Consider the following 17694-nt stretch of genomic DNA (forward strand, 5'->3'; position numbering starts at 1 on the left):
GTGAACAGGACGGCGACGGAGGAAGCGGAGGCCGGATGGACGGCAGCCGAGGTACCGGAGTCCGACCCGAGGAGTCGGTGACGGTGACGGCCCAGGCGCTGTTGCCGATGATCTGGGCCGATCCGCAGCACATGCCCGAGCAGCTGGCGTTCTTCGCGGTGCGGCGGTTCGGCCCCCGCGCCGCCGCTTCCGTGGAACGCCGGAGACGGCGCGGGCCCCTGGCGGGGGACGACGAGCTCCGCCGGGAGGCCATCGCCCACGGAACGCGTATGACGATCGTCGACGGAGCCGCGCTGGGCGGGCCGTTCGCGCTCCTCATGCCCGTGAGCTTTGTGGCGGCCCTGCTCTCCCAGGCCCGGATGGTGCTCGAACTGGCCGCGCTCGCCGGGCGGGACCCCCGGAGCGAACGGCGCGTGGCCGACCTGCTGGTCCTTCAGGACGTGTACCCGTCGGTCGAGGAGGCGTCCGAGGCCCTGCGGACGGTGGAGCGCCACCCGCCGGGGGGCCGGGGCCGGATCCCGCGGCGGACGCGGTGGTCGCTGGTCGTCAGGATGGCCGGGCTGCTCGGCATCGTGGGCGGCGGCGAGAAGCAGGGCAGGCTGCGGCGGGTGGTGTCGACGGCACTGATCGTGGCCCTGTTCGCGGTGGGCATGGTGCTGCCGCTGATCTGGGTGCCCGCGCTCGCGGCGATCTACCGGCAGAACACCTTGCGGCTCGGGGCGAAGGCCGTGCGGTACTACTCCCGGGGTGCCGTGGGACACCGAGTCGGGCAGCGACGACGCCTCGCCCACATGCCCACCGCGGCGGGGCTCGCGATCGTCCTGCGGGTCCTCGCGCTCGCCGTGGTGCCCTTGGCGGCGGCCGCGGTGGTCGCCATGGCCGATGTCCGGGTCGCCGGTGGGTTCTGGGGCACCTGTCTGCTCGTTCTCGTGACGGTGTCCCTTGTCGCGGCGGGCCTCTGGTTCCTCCGGTGCCGGCTCCGCCGACGATGAGGAGGAGTGCCCGGCCCGGACCGGGCCCGGAGCCCGGTCCGGGGCCGTGGCCGCTCCACGCGTCTCTAGGCGTCGCGTTTGTCGCCGGGCAGCAGGAAGGCGAGCGCGATGGGCAGGGCGGTGAAGCCGATGGTCCACCAGAACGCGGTCCCGAACGCGTCGGCCAGGCCGGCGGCGGTGGGCGGGGCGGACGCACTGGCGCGAGCCAGGATGACAGCGATCACCGTCGTGCCGAAGGGTGCGCCGATGCGCTGGACGATGTTGAACGCCGTTGTACCGCGGGCGATCTGGCCGGCGGGCAGCCCGCGTACGGCGACCGCGGCGATGGTCGGGGTACTGGCGCCGATACCCAGGCCGCGCACGGCCAATGCGGCGAGGAGCAGCCACGTCATGTCCCGGGTGCCGGCGAACGCGAACGGCAGGGTGCCCAGCGCCATCAGCGCGAACCCGGCGATGATGCGGGTGCGGCCGGAGACCCCGGCCAGCGGTTTCCTGCCAAAGATGATCACAGTGGCGGCGCCCACGCCCTGGGGCACCAGGAACAGGCCCGCCTGCACGATGGAGGAGCCGTGGACGGTCTGGAAGTACATCGGCAGCAGCAACAGTCCGGCGAACATGGTGAACCCCGACAGGACGGTCAGAGCACTGGCGACGCTGAACCCGCGGTCGGTGAAGAGCCGTACATCGATCAGCGCCTTGGTCCCGTCGCGCAGTGACCAGCCGGTGAAGGCGGCCAGCAGGGCGGCCCCCGCGGTCAGCGGGATCCACACGTCGGCGGCCGACAGGCCGTTGGCGGGGCTGAGGTTGCCGAGCGCGTAGGTCAGCGCGACCAGCGAGGGCGTGAGCAGCGCCAGTCCGACGCCGTCCAGCGCCCGCTTGTGCTCGGGCCTGTCCCGGCGCGGCAGGAAGACCGCCGCCAGGACGAGACCGACGACGCAGAACGGGATGTTCACCAGGAACACCCATCGCCAGTTCGCGCCCTGCACCAGGGCCCCGCCGACGACCGGCCCCAGGACCGGGCCGACCTGCACCAGCAGCGAGAAGCTGCCCATGGCCGTCATGAGGCGGGCCTTGCCCGCGGCCTGGGTGAGCAGTGTCATCAGGACCGGCAGGATCAGGCCCGCCCCCAGTCCCTGCACGATCCGGAAGACGATCAGCGAGTCCAGGTTCCAGGCCAGCCCGCACACGATCGACCCGGCCAGGAACGTGGTCAGGGAGATCATCCAGGTCGTGCGGCCGCCCAGCCGGTCGATCATCCAGCCCGACAGCGGGACGATCGCCGCCATGGCCAGCAGGAACCCGGTGATCACCCACTGGGTGCGGGGCAGGCTCGCCCCGAACTCCCTCGCCAGGTGATCGACGGCCACGTTCACGACCGTGGAGTCCAGGATGCTGGCGATCGCGCCGACGCCCAGGGTGAGGATCGTGAGGTTGAGCCCCCGGGCGTTGGGCTGTGGCGGTGCGCCGGTCGCGGGCGACGGTTTCGTCAATTCCATGGGTGATCCCCCTACTTGGCCGATGGGAACGGTCGGGCACGCGTTCCGGGCGTCCCAAACTAATCGGAGCAGCTCCGAGAATGCAACTGCTCCGATTTTGGATCGACTCCGCCCATGGATAGAGTGGCGCCCATGACCGGAACCGGTGGGCGCCGCGAGCGCAAGAAGGCCCAGACGCGCCAGGCCCTGAACGACGCCGCGCTGCGGCTGTTCAGCGAGAAGGGCTACGACAACGTGGGGGTCCGCGAGGTGGCCCAGGCCGCCGACGTCGCGCTGAGCACGCTGTTCAAGCACTTCCCCACCAAGGAGGCGCTCGTCTTCGACGAGGACGCCGACATCGAGGCCGGCCTGGTCGCCGCCGTGCGCGACCGTGCCCCCGGCCGATCGGTCCTGCACGCCCTGCGCGACCACCTGATCGCCACCCGGACGAAGCCGCACGGGGATGACCCGCTGTCCGCGGTCCACGTCACGCTGGTGGAGTCCACTCCCGCACTGCAGGACTACGCCCGCCGCATGTGGCTGCGCCACGAGGACGCCCTGACCGCCGTCATCGCCCAGGCCACCGGCCTGGACGCCGACGCCCCGACCGTCACCGGCCTGGCCCGCTTCGCCATGGAAACACCCGGCCTCGCCCGCACCGCCGACGATCCGCCCGCCGTCATGCGCGCACTGTTCGACCTGCTGGAACACGGCTGGGCCGGCACTCCCGCCGCCCGGACACCCGGGCCGCGGTCATAGCACCGCCGCCCGGGCCCGAACCGGCCCGGCGCGGCGCGGGAGGCCGGACGAGGGCCCCCGGCGACCGGGGCCAGGGCGGGCGGGGGCCTTCTCGTCGCCGGTGAAGAGGAACGCGCCGAGTACGAACCGTAGTTCGCCGTCGGTGAGGTGTTGGGTGGCGGCGGCCAGGTTGTCGCGGACGGTGCGCGGTCCGCTCGGCTCGCGCCGGACCGGTGCCGGCCCGGCGCTCGTCGAGCGGCAGGGTGCCGTGGCCGGAGAACGGGATCCGGGCCGTTCGACGCGGCGGCGCCGGCCACGGGACAGGGTGCCGACCCGCCGTCGCTCCGGCCTGATGAGGCGGTGGGTCGCGGACGGTACGGGGACTTCGCCGGCGGCGTGGAGCCGCTGGCCATTCGCTGAAACGGGCCGCCCGCGCCCTACCGCACTCCCGCCAGCACCTCCGCCGCCGCCACCCCGGACGCCGTGCTGGCGCCGTGGGTGAAGATCTGCACCGCTCCCGGGGCGGTGGAGCCGGGGAGGCCCATCTCGACGACGATCGCGTCGGGGCGGGCCGTGGTGAGGTCGGCGAGGGCGCGGCTCATCCAGGCGTGGCGGGGAGCGTCCCGGGTGACGACGACCAGGGGGCGGCCCGCCGCCGGGGCCAGCGCGCGGGTCTCCAGGACGGCGTCCGGAGCGTCGAGGTCCTGGGGGCGGACACGGACCGAGGTCGTGCCGGGCAGCCGGGCGCGCAGCGGGTCGGCCACGCCCCACGGGGTCTCCTTGGCGATGGCCAGGTTGGTGGCGGGGACCAGTTCCACCACGTGGGGCGGGGCGGTCAGGGGCAGCGCGTCCCGGACGGCCCCGGCCAGCCGGAGGGCGCGGCGGGCGGCGACGAAGCCGATGCCGTCGTCGGCCGGGTCGCCGGACGCGGCCCGCCTCAGCCCGGCCGACCAGTCGGCGAACTCCCTTACGCGGACCGCCGCTTCGGCGAGGCGTTCCTCGGCGAGGTCCCCGGAGACCACGGCGTCGGCGAGGGCGTCCGTCAGGAGGCGGGCGGTGGACTCCTCGGCGCTCTCGCCGCCGACGCAGATCGCGTCGACGCCGGCGGCGACGGCTTTCACCGCGGCTCCGCCGATGCCGTGGGGCCCGGAGACGGCACCCATCTCGATGGCGTCGCTGACGATCAGTCCGTCGAAGCCGAGTTCCTGCCGGAGCAGGTCGTGGAGGATGCGCCGGCTGAGGGTGGCGGGGAGGCCGGGATCGTAGGCGGGGACCAGGAGGTGGCCGCTCATGACGGCGCGGACGCCCGCCTCCAGGGCGGCCCGGAACGGGGGCAGCGCCCGGTCGGCGATCTCCTCGCGCCCGGCGCCGTAGACGGGCAGGTCGTGGTGGGAGTCGACGGCGACGTCGCCGTGTCCGGGGAAGTGCTTGGCGCAGGCGGCGACGCCGGCCGAGTGAAGTCCCCGGATCCACGCGCCGGTGTGCCGGGAGACCACCTCGGGGTCGGCGCCGAAGGCCCGGACGCCGATGACCGGGTTGTCGGGGTTGGAGTTGACGTCCGAGCTGGGCGCGTAGTCGAGGCTCACGCCGGCGGCGTGCAACTGGCGGCCGAGGTCGGCGGCGACGGCTCCGGTCAGCGCGGTGTCGTCGACGGTTCCGAGGGCGAGGTTGCCCGGCCGGGTGGAACCGGTCGCGGACTCGATCCGGGTGACGTCCCCGGCCTCCTCGTCGATGGCGATGACCAGCGCGGGGTTCTCCGCACGGAGCCGCGCGGTCAGCCGGGCGACCTGCTCCGGGGAGACGATGTTGCGCGAGAAGAGCACGACGGAGGCCAGTCCGTCGGCGATGTCCCGCAGGACCCAGTCCGGCGCCTCGGTGCCCACGAAACCCGGCTGCAGGACGGAGAGCGCGAGTCGCCGCAACTCGTTGCTGTGCTTGCTGGAGGACATCGGCGGAGCCTTTCGGGCAAGAGCTTTGGTATAGACCAAGGAGTGTCCGCTTAGGTTAACCACATGTGTCAAGGGCGGGATGAGGGTGTCGTAGCGGCCTTGTGTGCCCAGTCGGTGACGGTTGGTCAGCTTGACTGCGGTGAACGGGGCGAGCGGGTCGTCCGGCACGAAGGAGCCCAATTCGGAAGTTGACATCCCGAGTTGGTCTAGTCCACCTTGATCGGGTGCACATACAGCGTGGGGCGCGTGAGGCGCGTGGCCCGGGACATCCGACACGGGCTCAGCGCGCCGCGGGCGACTCGCGGGACCGCGGCCCGAGACGGACGCGGCTCCCGGAGGGCTGAGCAGCCGGAGAGCCGGCTCCGTCCGCAGTGGAGGGCGGCCCCCTCCGGCCCCCGGCGCCGCCACAACATCCCCACCCCGCACGCGAAGGTGTCCCCGTCGTGCGACGACACCGACCGCGCGCCCGTGCACCCTTGGCGTTCCCCGATCCGGGGGGCGACGGAAAGGATCCGGAGTACCGCATGCCGACCTCTGACCGATATCTCCATCGAGCCGCGTCGGACACCCCCTACTTCAGCGCGGACGGCGAAACCTACCTCGCCCAGACACAACTGAGGGACCTTCAGAAGAACCGCCCGCTCAGAGTGCTGTCCGAGGGGGACTTCGCCTTCTGGCAGACCTACGGCTACGTCGTGGTGCGGGAGGCCATCCCCGCGGCGTCCGCCCGGCGCCTGCTGGACTTCGCCTGGGACTTCCAGGGGCTGGACCCCGACCGTCCGGACACCTGGTACGCGGACCGGGAGTGGCGGTCGGACCTGGACCGGGAACTGCACATCTACGGGTTCGTGGAGGCGTACCACCACCAGCTCATCTGGGACAGCCGCCAGACCCGGCGGGTCTACGACGCGTTCGTCGACGTGTGGGACTGCGAAGAGCTCTGGGTGACCCTGGACCGGCTCAACCTCAACCCGCCCAACGTCCGGAACCGTGACCGGTCCCTGATCGAGCGCCGGGAGCGCGGCTTCGACATCGAGCTCCACTGGGACGTCGACACCTCGCTCGGCATCCTCCCGCAGCGCGTCCAGGGCATCATCGCGCTCAACGACACCCGGCCCGAGTCCGGCGGCTTCCAGTGCTGCCCCGAGCTGTTCCGCCGCTTCGACCGCTGGAAGGCCCTCCAGCCGGACGACCGGGACCCGATCCGCCCCCGGATCGACCGCGAGGACATGCCCGTCGTACGCCCCGAGCTGCGGGCCGGCGACCTGCTCATCTGGAACGGCCTGCTGGCGCACGGCGTCGCCCCCAACACCTCGGAGAGCGGGGTGCGTTCGGTCCAGTACCTGTCCATGATGCCCGCGCTGGAGGAGCACCGGACGCTGCGCGAATCGCGGATCGCCTCGTGGCGGGAGCTCGGCACGCCGGACTGGAACGCGACGCTCCTCGGCGACGCGGTGAAGCACGAGTCCCAGCGCTACGGACGGGCCGAACTGAACGACCTGGGCGCCAGGTTGCTGGGCCTCCGGTCCTGGCGCGATACCGAGGACCGGGACGAGACCGCGGGGGAAGAGATATGCGCCGCATCTGTCTGACCCTGCCCACCAACCGGCCCTGCGCGGAGACGATCGCGGCCATCGGCGCGGAGGCGGCCCACGCCGTCGCGCACTTCGACGTCGACGTGCACCTGCTGATCCTCGACTCCTGCGCACCCGCCACGTACGCCGAACACGCCGAGGCCGTACGCTGTCTGCCCGGACACCCACGGATCACCGCGCACCACCTCGACGAGGCCGCGCAACGGGACTTCCTCCGGCGGGTCACCGAGGGCACGGGCGCCGCCAAGCAAGAGCTGCTGCTTGACCTGATGCTCCCGGCCGCCCTCTCCTACGGCGCCTGCACCAACCGCGCGTTCCTGATCGCCGCCGCGCTCGGCTGCGAGTCCGTTCACCGCAGGGACTCCGACAGCCGGTACCAGACCGTGGACGGCGAGACCGCCTTCCCCGTCCACCACGAGCTCCTGTCCCTCGGCAGGCGCGCCGCCGACGCCGCCCCCGGCGTCACCGCGACGGCCCTGGCCCCGGACCACCTCGACCGGCGGGTCGCGATGGTGGGCAGCTCGTTCATCGGCGAACTCTCCGTGGACCTGGGCGAGATCCTGGAACGGGACCCCGATGTCTACCACAACGTGGTCAGACTCTGGGCGCCCGAGGACTGGACCGCCGAGCAGAAGCGCGACCTCGTCGACGAGTCGTTCCGCGGCGCGGGCACGGAGCCGTTCCGGCGCGACCACTCCCTGCTGACGCTGGTCGACCCGATGCGCGTGGACATGTGCAACATCAGCTTCCACGGCGTCCACGAACGCGTACCGCTGCCCCCGGCCACCGACACCATCGGCAGCGACTACTTCCTCATCCACCTCGTCCACGACGCCGCACTCCCCGGCGTCCTGCACAACCGCAACATCGTCAACTACTACACCGGCGAACGCCGGACCGATTCCGGCTTCACGGCCTACCAGCTCCGCTACGTCAAGTTCCTGCTGTCGATGCTCTACTTCAACGCCGTCTACGCCCGCATGGCCGAGGCCGGCGAAACGCTGCTTGACGACCGGGGACAGGTACGGGCGTCCGCCGTCGCCGCGTTCGCCAGGGAGAGCGGCGGGCTTGACCAGGCCGGGAACGTCCGGCGGCTCGACACCCTCGACGCCGCGTACCGCCGCCTGGGCGGCCGGTACGCCGGGTTCGCCGACCACCTGGCCGCCCGCAGGGAACGCCTCCTCGACGAGGCGCGCCGCGACATCGAGGACTTCGCCCTGCTGACGGAGGCATGGGAAGCGCTGGTGCGCTCGGCCCGGAGCACCCCCCTCCACCCGGCGACGGGACAGCCCGGATGAGCACGGCGACCAGCACGCGCACGGGCCAGGACCCGTGCGCGACGTACGACAGCGCGGCCCTGTTCGCGGCGCTCGCGACCGCCGGCGACGACCGGATCGTCTTCGACCTGGACGGGATCGCGCACCGCCACGACGCACTGCGCCGCGAACTGCCCGGCGTGGCCGTCCGGTTCGCGATGAAGGCCTGCCCGGTGGACGAGGTGCTCGCCACCCTGGCCCGCAGGGGCGCCGGGGCAGACGCCGCGAGCCCGCCGGAGATCGAGCAGGCGCTCCGGGCGGGCGTGCCCGCCGGCCGGATCCACTACGGCAACACCGTCAAGTCCGACCGGAACATCGCCGACGCCCACCGGCTCGGCGTCCGCGACTTCGCCACCGACAGCGTGGAGGACGTGGAGGCGATCGCCCGCAACGCCCCCGGCGCCCGTGTCTTCTGCCGGGTGGCGACCAGCGGGGAAGGGGCGCTGTGGGGCCTCACCCACAAGTTCGGCTGCCCGCCCGCCGAGGCCGTCCGCGTGCTGGAACGGGCGCGCGAAGTGGGCCTGACACCGGCGGGCGTGTCCGTGCACGTCGGCTCCCAGCAGATGACGGCCGACGCCTGGCGGGACGCGCTGGAACGCCTGGGCGACGTCCTGGGCACCCTGCGCCGGCGCGGGACGTCCCTGGACCACGTCAACCTCGGGGGCGGCCTGCCGGCGCTCGGGTACCTCGACCGGCGCGGCGTCCCCCTCGACCCCCCGCTGGACGAGATCTTCGCGGCGATCCGCACGGGGACGGACCGCCTGCGGCGGATCCACGGCGCGCCCCTGGACTTCGTCGTGGAGCCCGGACGGCACCTCGTCGCCGACCACGGCGCCATCCGCGCCCACGTCGTCCGCCTCGCGGAGCGCCGGGGGCCGGACGGCGAACGGCTGCACTGGCTGTACCTGAGCTGCGGGAAGTTCAACGGCCTGTACGAGATGGACGCGCTGCAGTACCGGCTGGTGTTCCCCGGCCACCGCGGCGCCGCACACGTCCCGGCCGTCCTCGCCGGCCCCACCTGCGACAGCGACGACGCCTACTCGCCCGGTCACGGCCCGGTCGGCGTGCCGGCGGACCTCGCGTCGGGCGATCCGGTCTGGGTGCTGTCCTGCGGCGCGTACGCGACCAGTTATATGACGCGGGGCTTCAACGGGATCGCCCCGCTGCCGTACAGCTGCACCGGCGACGGGGACGTGGACTCCGGTGGGGCGTGGGACCGGTGAGCGGCGGCATCCGCGTCCGCGGCATCGACGAGGGCGACTGGGACGGCATCGTGGCGCTGGAGTTCCACGCCTACGCGGCACTCGGCCTGTCCGAGGGGCGCACCGCCCTGCGCTCCCGGGCGGACGCCTCGCCGGACACCTGCTTCGTGCTGGACGTCGACTCCCGCCCCGTCGGCTACCTGCTGGCCCTGCCCTACCCGGCGTACCACTGCCCGGACCTGGCCCGCCCGGAGAGACCGGCGGCCCCGGCCGCCCCGTCGGGCAACCTGCACCTGCACGACATCGTCGTCGCGCCGGACCTCCGCCGCCGGGGCCTGGCGCGGCACCTCCTGCGCCATCTCACCCGCACCGCCCGGGCGCGGGGGGACGAACGGATCTCGCTGGTCGCCGTCGGCGGCAGCGAAGGGTACTGGTCGGCCCGCGGGTTCACCCCGCACCGGGAGGTCGGACCGCCCGACGGATACGGCCCGAACGCCGTCTACATGTCCAGGACGGTGCCGGCCGACGGTCCCGGGGACCCCGAGCCGGACCGGACGGCGCCGCACGGCCCGTCCGCGCACCACGAAGCGAGCTGATGTACGTGTTCCGCATCCACGACCCCTTCCGCCGCGCCCAGTTGGCGATCGTGGCGCTGTTCTGCTCCCTCGGCTTCCAGTACGCCACCTGGGCCTCGCGGATCCCGGCCCTCAAGACCGACCTCGGTCTGACGGCGGCCGAGGTGGGCGTCCTGCTGATGGCCGCGGGGGTCGGCGCGGCGGTGTCGTTCCCCCTGGTGGCGCTGCTGATGAAGCGCCTGGGCTCGCGGCGGCTCGCCCTGCTGTCCCAGCTCTGCCTCGCCCTGCTGCTCCCGGCCCTGGCGGCGGCGCCGAACTACCCGGTCGCGCTGCTGGTCCTGTGCGTGGACGGTGTGTGCGTCGGATGCCTGAACGTCGCCATGAACGCCCAAGGAGCGGAGCTCGAAGCCCGGTTCGCCCGTACGGCCATGGCCAGGCTGCACGCCACCTTCAGCGGCGGCTCCCTCCTCGCGGCCCTCCTCGCCTCCGGCACCCACGCCGTGACCCCGTCGGTCGGCGCGCACTTCGGCGTCGCCGCCGCCCTCCTCGTCCTGCTGGGCGCGTACGCCCGGACCGGGCTCCTCACGGAGGAGAGGGCCGCCGGGGAGAAGGCGGAGGAGGGCAGGACACGCGGACGCTGGACCGTACCGTCCCGCATGACGCTCTGGATGTGCTGCGCCATGGCGTTCGGTACCGTCACCGAGGGCGCCATGAACGACTGGTCCACCCTGTACATGAAGGACGTCGCCGAGGCGTCGGCCGAGCTCGCGCCCCTGGGCATCGCCGTCGTGTCGGGCATGATGGTGGTGGCCCGCCTCTTCGCCGACGGCTGGCGCGACCGCTGGGGCGACGGCCGCGTCGTCCTCCTCGGGAGCGCCCTCGCCGGTCTCGGGCTGGCCCTCGCTCTGGCGGGCGGAGGCGTGGCCGCGGCCCTCGCCGGGTTCGCCTGCGTCGGACTGGGCATCGCCGCCGTCACCCCGTGCGTCTACGCGGCCGCCGCCCGGCAGGGCTCCGACTCCCTGACCCTGGTCGCCGCGATGGGCACGACCGGGCTGCTCGCCGGGCCGCCGCTCATCGGCTTCATCGCCGACGCGAGCAGCCTGGCGTGGGGCTTCGGCGCCGTCGCCGCGGCGACGGTCGTGGTGTCCCTGTGCAGCACCCGGATCCGGTGGACACCGGCGAGCGGCTGAGCCGTCGTTCTCAGGTCAGGAGCACCACGCGCTTCCCGTGCAACTCGCCCTCCTCCATACGGCGGTGGACCTCGGCCGCCGCGCTCAGCGGACGTCGCTCCAGGGCGCGGGGCCGCAGCCGCCCGGCGGCGAGGAGGCGGTTGATGGTGACGGCCGCCTCGGCGAGCTCCGCCGAGGTGGCGTGCGAGATGACGAACCCGACGACCGAACCGTCCTTCATATAGAGCCGGCGCGTCGGAAGGGCGGCGCTCTGCCGCACCGCGGCCAGCAGGACGATCCTGCCGCGCGGGGCCAGCAACTCGACCGCCGGGGCGAAGTCGTTGCGGCCCGACGTGTCCAGATGGACGTCGACGCCGTCCGGGCACGCGTCGCGGAGCAGGGACAGCAGCGCCGGGTCCCGGTAGTCGAAGGCCTCGGCCGCGCCCAGTGAACGGCAGTGGTCCAGGTCGCTGGCCGAGGCGGTGGCGACGACCCGGGCACCGGCCTCGGCCGCGAGGACGGTCAGGGCGGCGCCGACGTTCCCCGCCGCCCCCTCCACCAGGACGGTCTCACCCGCCCTGACCCGGCCGTGGGTGAACAGGCCGAGGTGGGCGGTGGCGGCCGGGTGCGCCACGGCGACCGCCGTCAACGGATCGGCGCCGTCCGGGAGATGGTAGAGCCGGTCCGCCGCGACCACGGCCAGCTCGGCGGCCGCGCCCTGCCGCCCGGCGTGGCCGAGGCTGTTGGCCCAGACCCGGTCGCCGACATCGAAGCCCGGAGCGCCGGGGCCGACCGCGGCCACCGTGCCCACCAGGTCCCTGCCGACGGCCAGCGGAAAGGACACGGGCGTCCGGAAGACGCCCGAGCGGACCAGGGTGTCGACCCGGTTCACGGTGGTGGCGTCCACCTCGACGAGGACGTCCGTCGGCCCCGGCACGGGCGCGGGTATGTCGCCGTACCGGATGGTGTCCGGGGGGCCGAGTGTTTCGATGAAAGCCGCGCGCATGGTGGTCATGTCTTCCGTCGGGCGAACGTCGGTGCAGTCGGTGCAGTTGGTCCACGAGGGGGTGGTTTGCGTGCTCACACGATCATTCCGGCCAGGTCCGTCTCGTCGTCCCGGACGGTGCGCTCAACCGCCGGGGAGCAGCCGGCCGGCGACAGGGCCAGCACCGACCGCGCGATCGCGTCCGAGTCGCCGAGGGTGACCGAATCGACGCCCGGCCGGATCCCGGCGGCCGTGACCCAGTGCACGGACTCGGTGGGAACGCCGTAGGCGAACCGGCGCGGATGCGCGCGGCCCCGGGCGTCCAGCAGCCGGTACGGACGCCCGGTGACCGCCAGGCCACCGGTCTCGTGGACGCCCCCGGAACGGTCCGCGATCCGGTACGTGGTGGCCTGCTCGGTCCGTAGCAGGTGGCGCAGCAACGGGTCGGCCGTGCGCCGCAGATCGGGCTCCGGGAGCCGTGCCTCGATCAGTACCGAGGAGCGCAGCTCCGGCCCCGGGACCACGCGCGACGAGGCAGTGAAGCAGGACGCGGCCGGGTCGATGCGGATCTCCGTCCCCGGGCCGGTGAGCGTCACCACGTCCGCCTCGATCAGCGCGATCAGCTCCTCGATGCGCGAGACAGGCGGCCCGATCGACAGGAAGGCGTTCAACGGCGTGTACCAGCCGTCGAGTTCGTCCCGGTGCGAACCGCCGTCGAGGCCGCCGTGGTCCACCGCGAGGCGGATCTCGTTGCGCAGGTCGCGCAGCACGTCCAGGGCCGCCTTCAACGGGCCGCTCAGGTTCCCCGCCCGCGCCTCCTCCATGTCCCGGGCCAGATGACCGAGCAGCCACTGCCGGAAGTCCGCCCGGTCCGCGAAGACCCGGTCGCCGAGCGGCCGGCTGATCCGGTCCCAGTCCCAGCGGTCCTCCGGAGGGATGCCGGCCTCGTCCAGCAGGACGGCACGTTCGTCGTCGCCGGGGGCCGACAGATAGCGGTCGGTGAAGGCGGCCCGCCCGGCGTCCATCCCGCGCGCGGTCAGCAGCGCGCCGTAGTAGACGCTCTCCACCTCGCGGGTGATGAGCGGCCAGAGATCGGTGCGGAACCGCAGGGGCGTCCCCTCGCCGTCGGCACGCCCGCGCAGCTCCGCGACGTACTCGGGGGTCAACAGGCGGGGGAAGTACCGGCCGTAGGCGCCCTTTTCGTTCTCGCCGCGTGCGTGGTAGGGCACGCCGCGGCGGGACGTCGCGTGGAGACGGGGCTCCTGCCCCGAGGGTCTGTAGACCAGGCGCCCGCCCTCCCGCTCGAAGCAGCCGCCCCGGCCGACCGTGAGCAGCGCCATCAGGTCGAAGAAGTTCAGGCCCAGGCCCCGCACCAGGACGTCCTGGCCGGGCCGGATCCCGCTCAGGTCGAGATCGGCCGGGTTGGCCTGGGTGATGTACGTCAGGTGATGGATGCGGGCCAGGCTCGCGGTCTTCTCCTCGTGGGCCGTCAGCCGGGCCGGGACATGGCCCTGGGCCAGCACGACGGCGTCCAGGCCGTTCAGCCGTGTGCCGTCCTCCAGCCGGATGCCCTGCGGCCCGTGCATCACGCCCAGGACGTCCGCCATGGCGACGACCCGCGAGCGGTGCACCTCAACGGTGACGTGCCGGGGCGCGCTGGCCACCACCCGGCGGAAACTGTCCTGCAGGTAGCAGCCGTAGAAGGCGCGCGTCGGATAGGTGTCGGGGCCGAGGTCCCGGGCCTCGGCCAGGACGGCGTCGTCGTACGCCTCCCCGGCGGGCGACTCCAGCAGCTCCCGGGCCCACTCGTACAGCGTGGGCCCCGGCTCGACGGGACCCTCGATGCGGACGCTGTCGTCCGTGTACACGGTGATCTGCGACGCGACCGTGTTCATCAGCAGGTGCCGGGACTGGCCGGGCCGCCAGACCGCACCCGAACCGGGCGCGAAGGGATCCACCACATGCACGGTCACGGCGGAGTGCGTGGGTGCGGCCCGCTCATTGGCACACAGTCTCTCCAGAACGGACAGCCCACGAGGGCCCGCCCCCACTATGCACATCTCCATCTGACTGGTGATCATGGATACCTTTCGGCTACGCCATCGGGTCGGCGGCAGCCCTTCGACGGCAGCTACGGTGAGGCCCGCTCGGGCTTCAGGAAGTGACGGGCCCGGCGGCCAGCAGCCGCGCCAGCTCCAGCCGCTTGATCTTGGTCGTCGCGGTCTGCGGGAGCTCGTCCCGCTTCCACTGCACGGGGTTCGCCATCGGCGGCAGCCCCTCCGTCGCGGCCCGCCAGGCGGCGGGGTCGAGGGGCTCGTCGCCCCTGGTGCACACCACCGGGACGGCCCGGCCGTCCGCACCGGGGACGATCACGATCTCGGCGAGCTCACTCATCCGCCCCAGCAGGGTGTCCTCGGCGGCCAGCGTGCTGCCGAAGCCCTCGATCAGGTCCACCTCCCGGTCGAGCAGGTGCACACAGCCCCACTTCGTGCGGTAGCCGACATCACCCATCCGCCACCAGCCACCGGCGGCGACCTGCTGGGCGTACCGCTCCTCCTCGCCCAGATAGGTCACGATCCGGCCGTCGCTGCGCACCTCGATGTAGCCCGGGTTCGCGGGACAGGGCGGGTTGCCGTTCCGGCTCACCACCCGGACCTCGGTCATCCCGGGGAACGGCATCCCGACGCACCTGCCGTCGGCGTCCGGCGCACGGTCCCTGCCGTACGAGCGCACGACCGCCGGACCGACCTCGCTCTGCCCGTACAGCTGGCCGAAGATCGCGCCCTTGCGGCGTGTCGCCCGCAACAGCCGGTGCACCGTCCTGGGGTGCAGCGCGTCGAAGGTGCTGCTGAACAGCTTGACGTTGGACAGCGGCCCGCGCGGGTCGTCCGCCAACTCCTCCCACTCCATGTAGGAGTTGGGATGCGCCTCGATGACGCCCGGCCTCATCCGCGCGAAGACGTCGGCGACATGCGCGGGGTCGGAGTCGGCGAGCATGAGGATCGGGAAGCCGCGCAGCAGCGAGATGCCGAGCGCGGTGAACAGCCGCGAGTGCACGAACGACACATGGATGGCGATGATCTCGCGCTTGTGCACCACCGGCGCCAGCGCGGACACCTGCGGACGGTAACGGGCCTGCATGGTGTGGCCGGTGTGCACGGCGAGCTTGGGCGTGCCGGTCGTGCCCGAGGTGTGCGTGATCAGCATCGGGTGTTCCGGCGGCATGGTCACGGCCGGGACGCGCGGCACGCCGGCGAGGCTCGCCAGCTCCGTCGCCCCCTCATGGCTCCCCGAGGTCAGCAGCACACTCTGGCTGAGCTCGAAGATCGAGGACGGCAGCTCGTCGCGGAGCTTCGCCTCGTCGGTCACCAGGTGCGGACGGTCCGCACGGAGCACCAGCTCGGCCACGGTCTCGCCGTCGAGCTTGGGCGACAGCAGCGCGGGCACCGCGCCGATCCGCACGGCGGCGCAGGCGAGCAGGGGAATGTCGAAACCATTGGACTTGTGGATGACCACCCGGTCACCCGGCCGCACCCGGGCCGCCCAGAGCCGGGAGGCGAAGTCGTCCACGAGATCGGCCATCTCCGACACTGTGGCGCGCCGGCCCAGGTCCGGAGCGATGTCGAGGTCGTGGTCGAGGACGACGATATTGGCGGGATGCCGGGCGGCTGCTCGCTCGAAGAGCGTCCCCAGCCGCATGCCACGGTTTGCTACACGCTGAAGAAACATTGACGGGCCCCTCGTCCGTTGATGTCACGGATGCTGTGAGTGCTTACTTCTTTTCGATGACTGCCTTGATCCGGCCGAGGGTGGCGTGGATGTCGCCCTGCAGTTTGACGGCCCAGTCCTCGTAGAACTTCTGGGTGTCGGCCTCGTTCAGACCGGACACGATGCGCAGAATTCCCTTGGTGGGGCGGTTCATCCGGAACCGGTGCACGAGAACGCTCCCGTCGCCCTCCGGCTCGATGTCGTACGCCCAGACGCTGTCCTCGCGGACACCGTCGCTGTTGTACATCTGCCAGGAGAAAATCTTGCCCGGCTCGGCGGCCACCACCTCGGACTGCGTCATCCAGGCACCTCGGGGCACCGGCGCCCACGCGACGACCTCGTCCTTCCGGTAGTTCTCGCTCCGGAAGATCGCGCCGACCGTACCGGGTTCACCGGAGACCCATTCGATCCGCTTGCACTCCCGGCTCCACTCCTTGGTGCGCTCCAGGTCGCTGACGATCGAATAGATCTCCAGGGGAGAGGCATCGACGAATATCTCGCTGCTCAGCTGGAAGAGCGGCTTCGACTGAGTGGACTCCGTCATGGCGGGACCTGCTTTCTGCGGTGAATTGGTCGGTGATACGGGCGAGGGGACGGGCGGCGTGGTCAGAGCTCGCTGTCGATGAACTTGAACAGCTCTTCCGCGGAGGCCGAGTCGAGACGGCTGGTGACGGACGAGCCGTCGCCGTCCGCGTCCTCCGGCGTCAGGCCGGACAGAAGCGCGTGCAGCCGCGCGGGGATCTTCGTCTCGGCGATGTCCGCGAGGGGCACGCTCGCCACCATGGACGCGATCCTGTCCAGTTCGGACAGAATGCGCTCCGTCGCCGCCCGCACCGCGTCGGCCGGCGACGCCTCCCCGCCGTCGCCCGGGCCGAGTCGACCGGCGATGAAGTGCGCGAGCGCGCTGGGGGTGGGGTGGTCGAAGACCATGGTGGCGGGCAGCCGGATGCCGGTGATGGTGAGGAGCCGGTTGCGGAGTTCGACCGCGGTGAGCGAGTCGAGGCCCTGCTCCAGGAAGCCGCGGTTCGGCTCGACGGCGTCCGGCGAGTCCAGCGTGAGGATCACGGCCATCTGCTCGCGCACCATGGCGAGCAGATGCTGCTCGCGCTGGACCGGAGTGAGACCGGCGAGCTGCTGCGCCAGGTCGGGACCGCCCTGCTGCTCGGCGGCGGCCGTCGGCCGCACCGTGGCCAGCCGCGACCAGATCGGCTGCGCCGGAAGCTGTTTGAGGTTGAACGCCGCGGCGAGCTGGAGCGCACGGTGGGCCTGGTTGTGGCCGTCGAACGTCTGCAGCCCCAGCTCCGTGCCGAGCGGCAGCACCGCGCTGCGGGACATGCGGGCGAGGTCCTGGTCGCTGAGGTGGCCGGTCATGCCGCTGGCCTGGGCCCACAGGCCCCAGGCGAGGCTGGTGGCGGGTAGTCCGCGCGCCTGGCGGTGGGCGGCGAGGGCGTCCAGGAAGGTGTTGGCCGCACTGTAGTTGGCCTGGCCGGGACTGCCCAGGACACCGGCGAGGGACGAGAAGAGGACGAACGCGCCCAGATCGAGGTCTCGCGTCAGCTCATGGAGGTTGAGCGCGGAGTCCACCTTTGCCGCGATGACGGTCTTCAGCTGCTCACGGGATAGGGAGGTGAGAACGGCATCGTCCACGAGGCCCGCCGTGTGGATGACGGCGGTGAGGGGGTGGTTGGTGGGGATGGTGTTGAGGGTGTGGGTGAGGGCGGTTTTGTTGGTGGTGTCGCAGGCGGTGATGGTGACGGTGTGGGCGCCGAGGGTGTGGAGGTCTTGTTTGAGTTGTTGGGCGTGGGGGGCTTGGGGGCCTTGGCGGCTGATGAGGTGGAGGTGGGTGATGTGGTGGTGTTGGACGAGGTGGCGGGCGAGGAGGCTGCCGAGGGTGCCGGTGCCGCCGGTGATCAGGACGGTGCCGTGGGGG

14 protein-coding genes are annotated in these 17694 nt (G+C 72.4%); 7 read left to right on the plus strand and 7 right to left on the minus strand.

What is annotated here, in order from left to right; translation table 11 throughout:
- Window positions 1-35: 35 nt before the first annotated feature.
- Window positions 36-992 (plus strand): hypothetical protein, encoded by a 957-nt coding sequence (locus HN013_RS24180; RefSeq protein ID WP_171169677.1) that lies wholly within the window; start codon window positions 36-38, stop codon window positions 990-992.
- A gap of 65 nt (window positions 993-1057) precedes the next feature.
- On the opposite strand, the gene HN013_RS24185 is transcribed toward HN013_RS24180, so the two are convergent.
- On the minus strand, window positions 1058-2488 hold the full coding sequence (locus HN013_RS24185; protein WP_171169679.1) for an MDR family MFS transporter: 1431 nt from the start codon (window positions 2486-2488) through the stop codon (window positions 1058-1060).
- 132 nt (window positions 2489-2620) lie between these two features.
- Between HN013_RS24185 and HN013_RS24190 the strand changes: the two genes are divergently transcribed.
- Entirely contained in the window at window positions 2621-3226 is a 606-nt protein-coding gene (locus HN013_RS24190; protein ID WP_171169681.1) for a TetR/AcrR family transcriptional regulator, read from the plus strand.
- Between the two features lie 416 nt (window positions 3227-3642).
- On the opposite strand, the gene HN013_RS24195 is transcribed toward HN013_RS24190, so the two are convergent.
- Complete coding sequence (locus tag HN013_RS24195) at window positions 3643-5154, minus strand: glycoside hydrolase family 3 protein (protein WP_171169683.1); 1512 nt, start codon at window positions 5152-5154, stop codon at window positions 3643-3645.
- A gap of 524 nt (window positions 5155-5678) precedes the next feature.
- Here HN013_RS24195 and HN013_RS24200 point away from each other — a divergent pair.
- From HN013_RS24200 to HN013_RS24220, 5 genes are read left to right on the plus strand one after another with little or no spacing between them, the layout of a single operon-like run.
- Entirely contained in the window at window positions 5679-6746 is a 1068-nt protein-coding gene (locus tag HN013_RS24200; protein ID WP_171169685.1) for a YbiU family protein, read from the plus strand.
- Window positions 6728-8047 carry a DUF6271 family protein gene (locus tag HN013_RS24205; RefSeq protein ID WP_171169687.1) on the plus strand — a complete coding sequence of 440 codons (1320 nt, stop codon included), beginning with the start codon at window positions 6728-6730 and terminating at the stop codon, window positions 8045-8047. Before HN013_RS24200 ends, HN013_RS24205 begins: the two co-directional genes overlap by 19 nt.
- Window positions 8044-9288 (plus strand): type III PLP-dependent enzyme, encoded by a 1245-nt coding sequence (locus tag HN013_RS24210; protein ID WP_171169689.1) that lies wholly within the window; start codon window positions 8044-8046, stop codon window positions 9286-9288. Before HN013_RS24205 ends, HN013_RS24210 begins: the two co-directional genes overlap by 4 nt.
- Window positions 9285-9863: a GNAT family N-acetyltransferase gene (locus HN013_RS24215; RefSeq protein ID WP_171169710.1), complete on the plus strand. Its 579-nt coding sequence runs from the start codon at window positions 9285-9287 to the stop codon at window positions 9861-9863. The genes HN013_RS24210 and HN013_RS24215 overlap by 4 nt, the downstream gene beginning before the upstream one ends.
- Window positions 9863-11032 (plus strand): MFS transporter, encoded by a 1170-nt coding sequence (locus tag HN013_RS24220; RefSeq protein WP_171169691.1) that lies wholly within the window; start codon window positions 9863-9865, stop codon window positions 11030-11032. Before HN013_RS24215 ends, HN013_RS24220 begins: the two co-directional genes overlap by 1 nt.
- 10 nt (window positions 11033-11042) lie before the next feature.
- Here the strand turns inward: HN013_RS24220 and HN013_RS24225 are convergent, their stop codons facing one another.
- From HN013_RS24225 to HN013_RS24245, 5 genes are all read right to left on the minus strand, one after another.
- Window positions 11043-12017 (minus strand): NADPH:quinone reductase, encoded by a 975-nt coding sequence (locus HN013_RS24225; protein WP_171169711.1) that lies wholly within the window; start codon window positions 12015-12017, stop codon window positions 11043-11045.
- Window positions 12018-12091: 74 nt separating this feature from the next.
- Window positions 12092-14077 carry an FAD/NAD(P)-binding domain-containing protein gene (locus HN013_RS24230; RefSeq protein WP_171169693.1) on the minus strand — a complete coding sequence of 662 codons (1986 nt, stop codon included), beginning with the start codon at window positions 14075-14077 and terminating at the stop codon, window positions 12092-12094.
- 73 nt (window positions 14078-14150) lie between these two features.
- Window positions 14151-15725, minus strand: coding sequence for a class I adenylate-forming enzyme family protein (locus tag HN013_RS24235; protein ID WP_171169695.1), 1575 nt, complete (start codon window positions 15723-15725; stop codon window positions 14151-14153).
- A 43-nt stretch (window positions 15726-15768) separates the two neighbouring features.
- Window positions 15769-16308, minus strand: coding sequence for an SRPBCC family protein (locus HN013_RS24240; protein ID WP_171169696.1), 540 nt, complete (start codon window positions 16306-16308; stop codon window positions 15769-15771).
- Between the two features lie 62 nt (window positions 16309-16370).
- A partial coding sequence (locus tag HN013_RS24245; RefSeq protein ID WP_171169698.1) for a type I polyketide synthase occupies window positions 16371-17694 on the minus strand: 1324 nt, incomplete at its 5' end.

This window comes from Streptomyces sp. I05A-00742 (assembly GCF_013055795.1).
GTDB lineage: Bacteria > Actinomycetota > Actinomycetes > Streptomycetales > Streptomycetaceae > Streptomyces.

What these genes read in the sequence shown, in the direction of transcription:
- HN013_RS24180 (WP_171169677.1), top strand. Translation starts at nt 36, where the DNA reads ATGGACGGCAGCCGAGGTACCGGAGTCCGACCCGAGGAGTCGGTGACG.
- HN013_RS24185 (WP_171169679.1), bottom strand. Translation starts at nt 2,488, where the DNA reads ATGGAATTGACGAAACCGTCGCCCGCGACCGGCGCACCGCCACAGCCC.
- HN013_RS24190 (WP_171169681.1), top strand. Translation starts at nt 2,621, where the DNA reads ATGACCGGAACCGGTGGGCGCCGCGAGCGCAAGAAGGCCCAGACGCGC.
- HN013_RS24195 (WP_171169683.1), bottom strand. Translation starts at nt 5,154, where the DNA reads ATGTCCTCCAGCAAGCACAGCAACGAGTTGCGGCGACTCGCGCTCTCC.
- HN013_RS24200 (WP_171169685.1), top strand. Translation starts at nt 5,679, where the DNA reads ATGCCGACCTCTGACCGATATCTCCATCGAGCCGCGTCGGACACCCCC.
- HN013_RS24205 (WP_171169687.1), top strand. Translation starts at nt 6,728, where the DNA reads ATGCGCCGCATCTGTCTGACCCTGCCCACCAACCGGCCCTGCGCGGAG.
- HN013_RS24210 (WP_171169689.1), top strand. Translation starts at nt 8,044, where the DNA reads ATGAGCACGGCGACCAGCACGCGCACGGGCCAGGACCCGTGCGCGACG.
- HN013_RS24220 (WP_171169691.1), top strand. Translation starts at nt 9,863, where the DNA reads ATGTACGTGTTCCGCATCCACGACCCCTTCCGCCGCGCCCAGTTGGCG.
- HN013_RS24225 (WP_171169711.1), bottom strand. Translation starts at nt 12,017, where the DNA reads ATGCGCGCGGCTTTCATCGAAACACTCGGCCCCCCGGACACCATCCGG.
- HN013_RS24230 (WP_171169693.1), bottom strand. Translation starts at nt 14,077, where the DNA reads ATGATCACCAGTCAGATGGAGATGTGCATAGTGGGGGCGGGCCCTCGT.
- HN013_RS24235 (WP_171169695.1), bottom strand. Translation starts at nt 15,725, where the DNA reads ATGTTTCTTCAGCGTGTAGCAAACCGTGGCATGCGGCTGGGGACGCTC.
- HN013_RS24240 (WP_171169696.1), bottom strand. Translation starts at nt 16,308, where the DNA reads ATGACGGAGTCCACTCAGTCGAAGCCGCTCTTCCAGCTGAGCAGCGAG.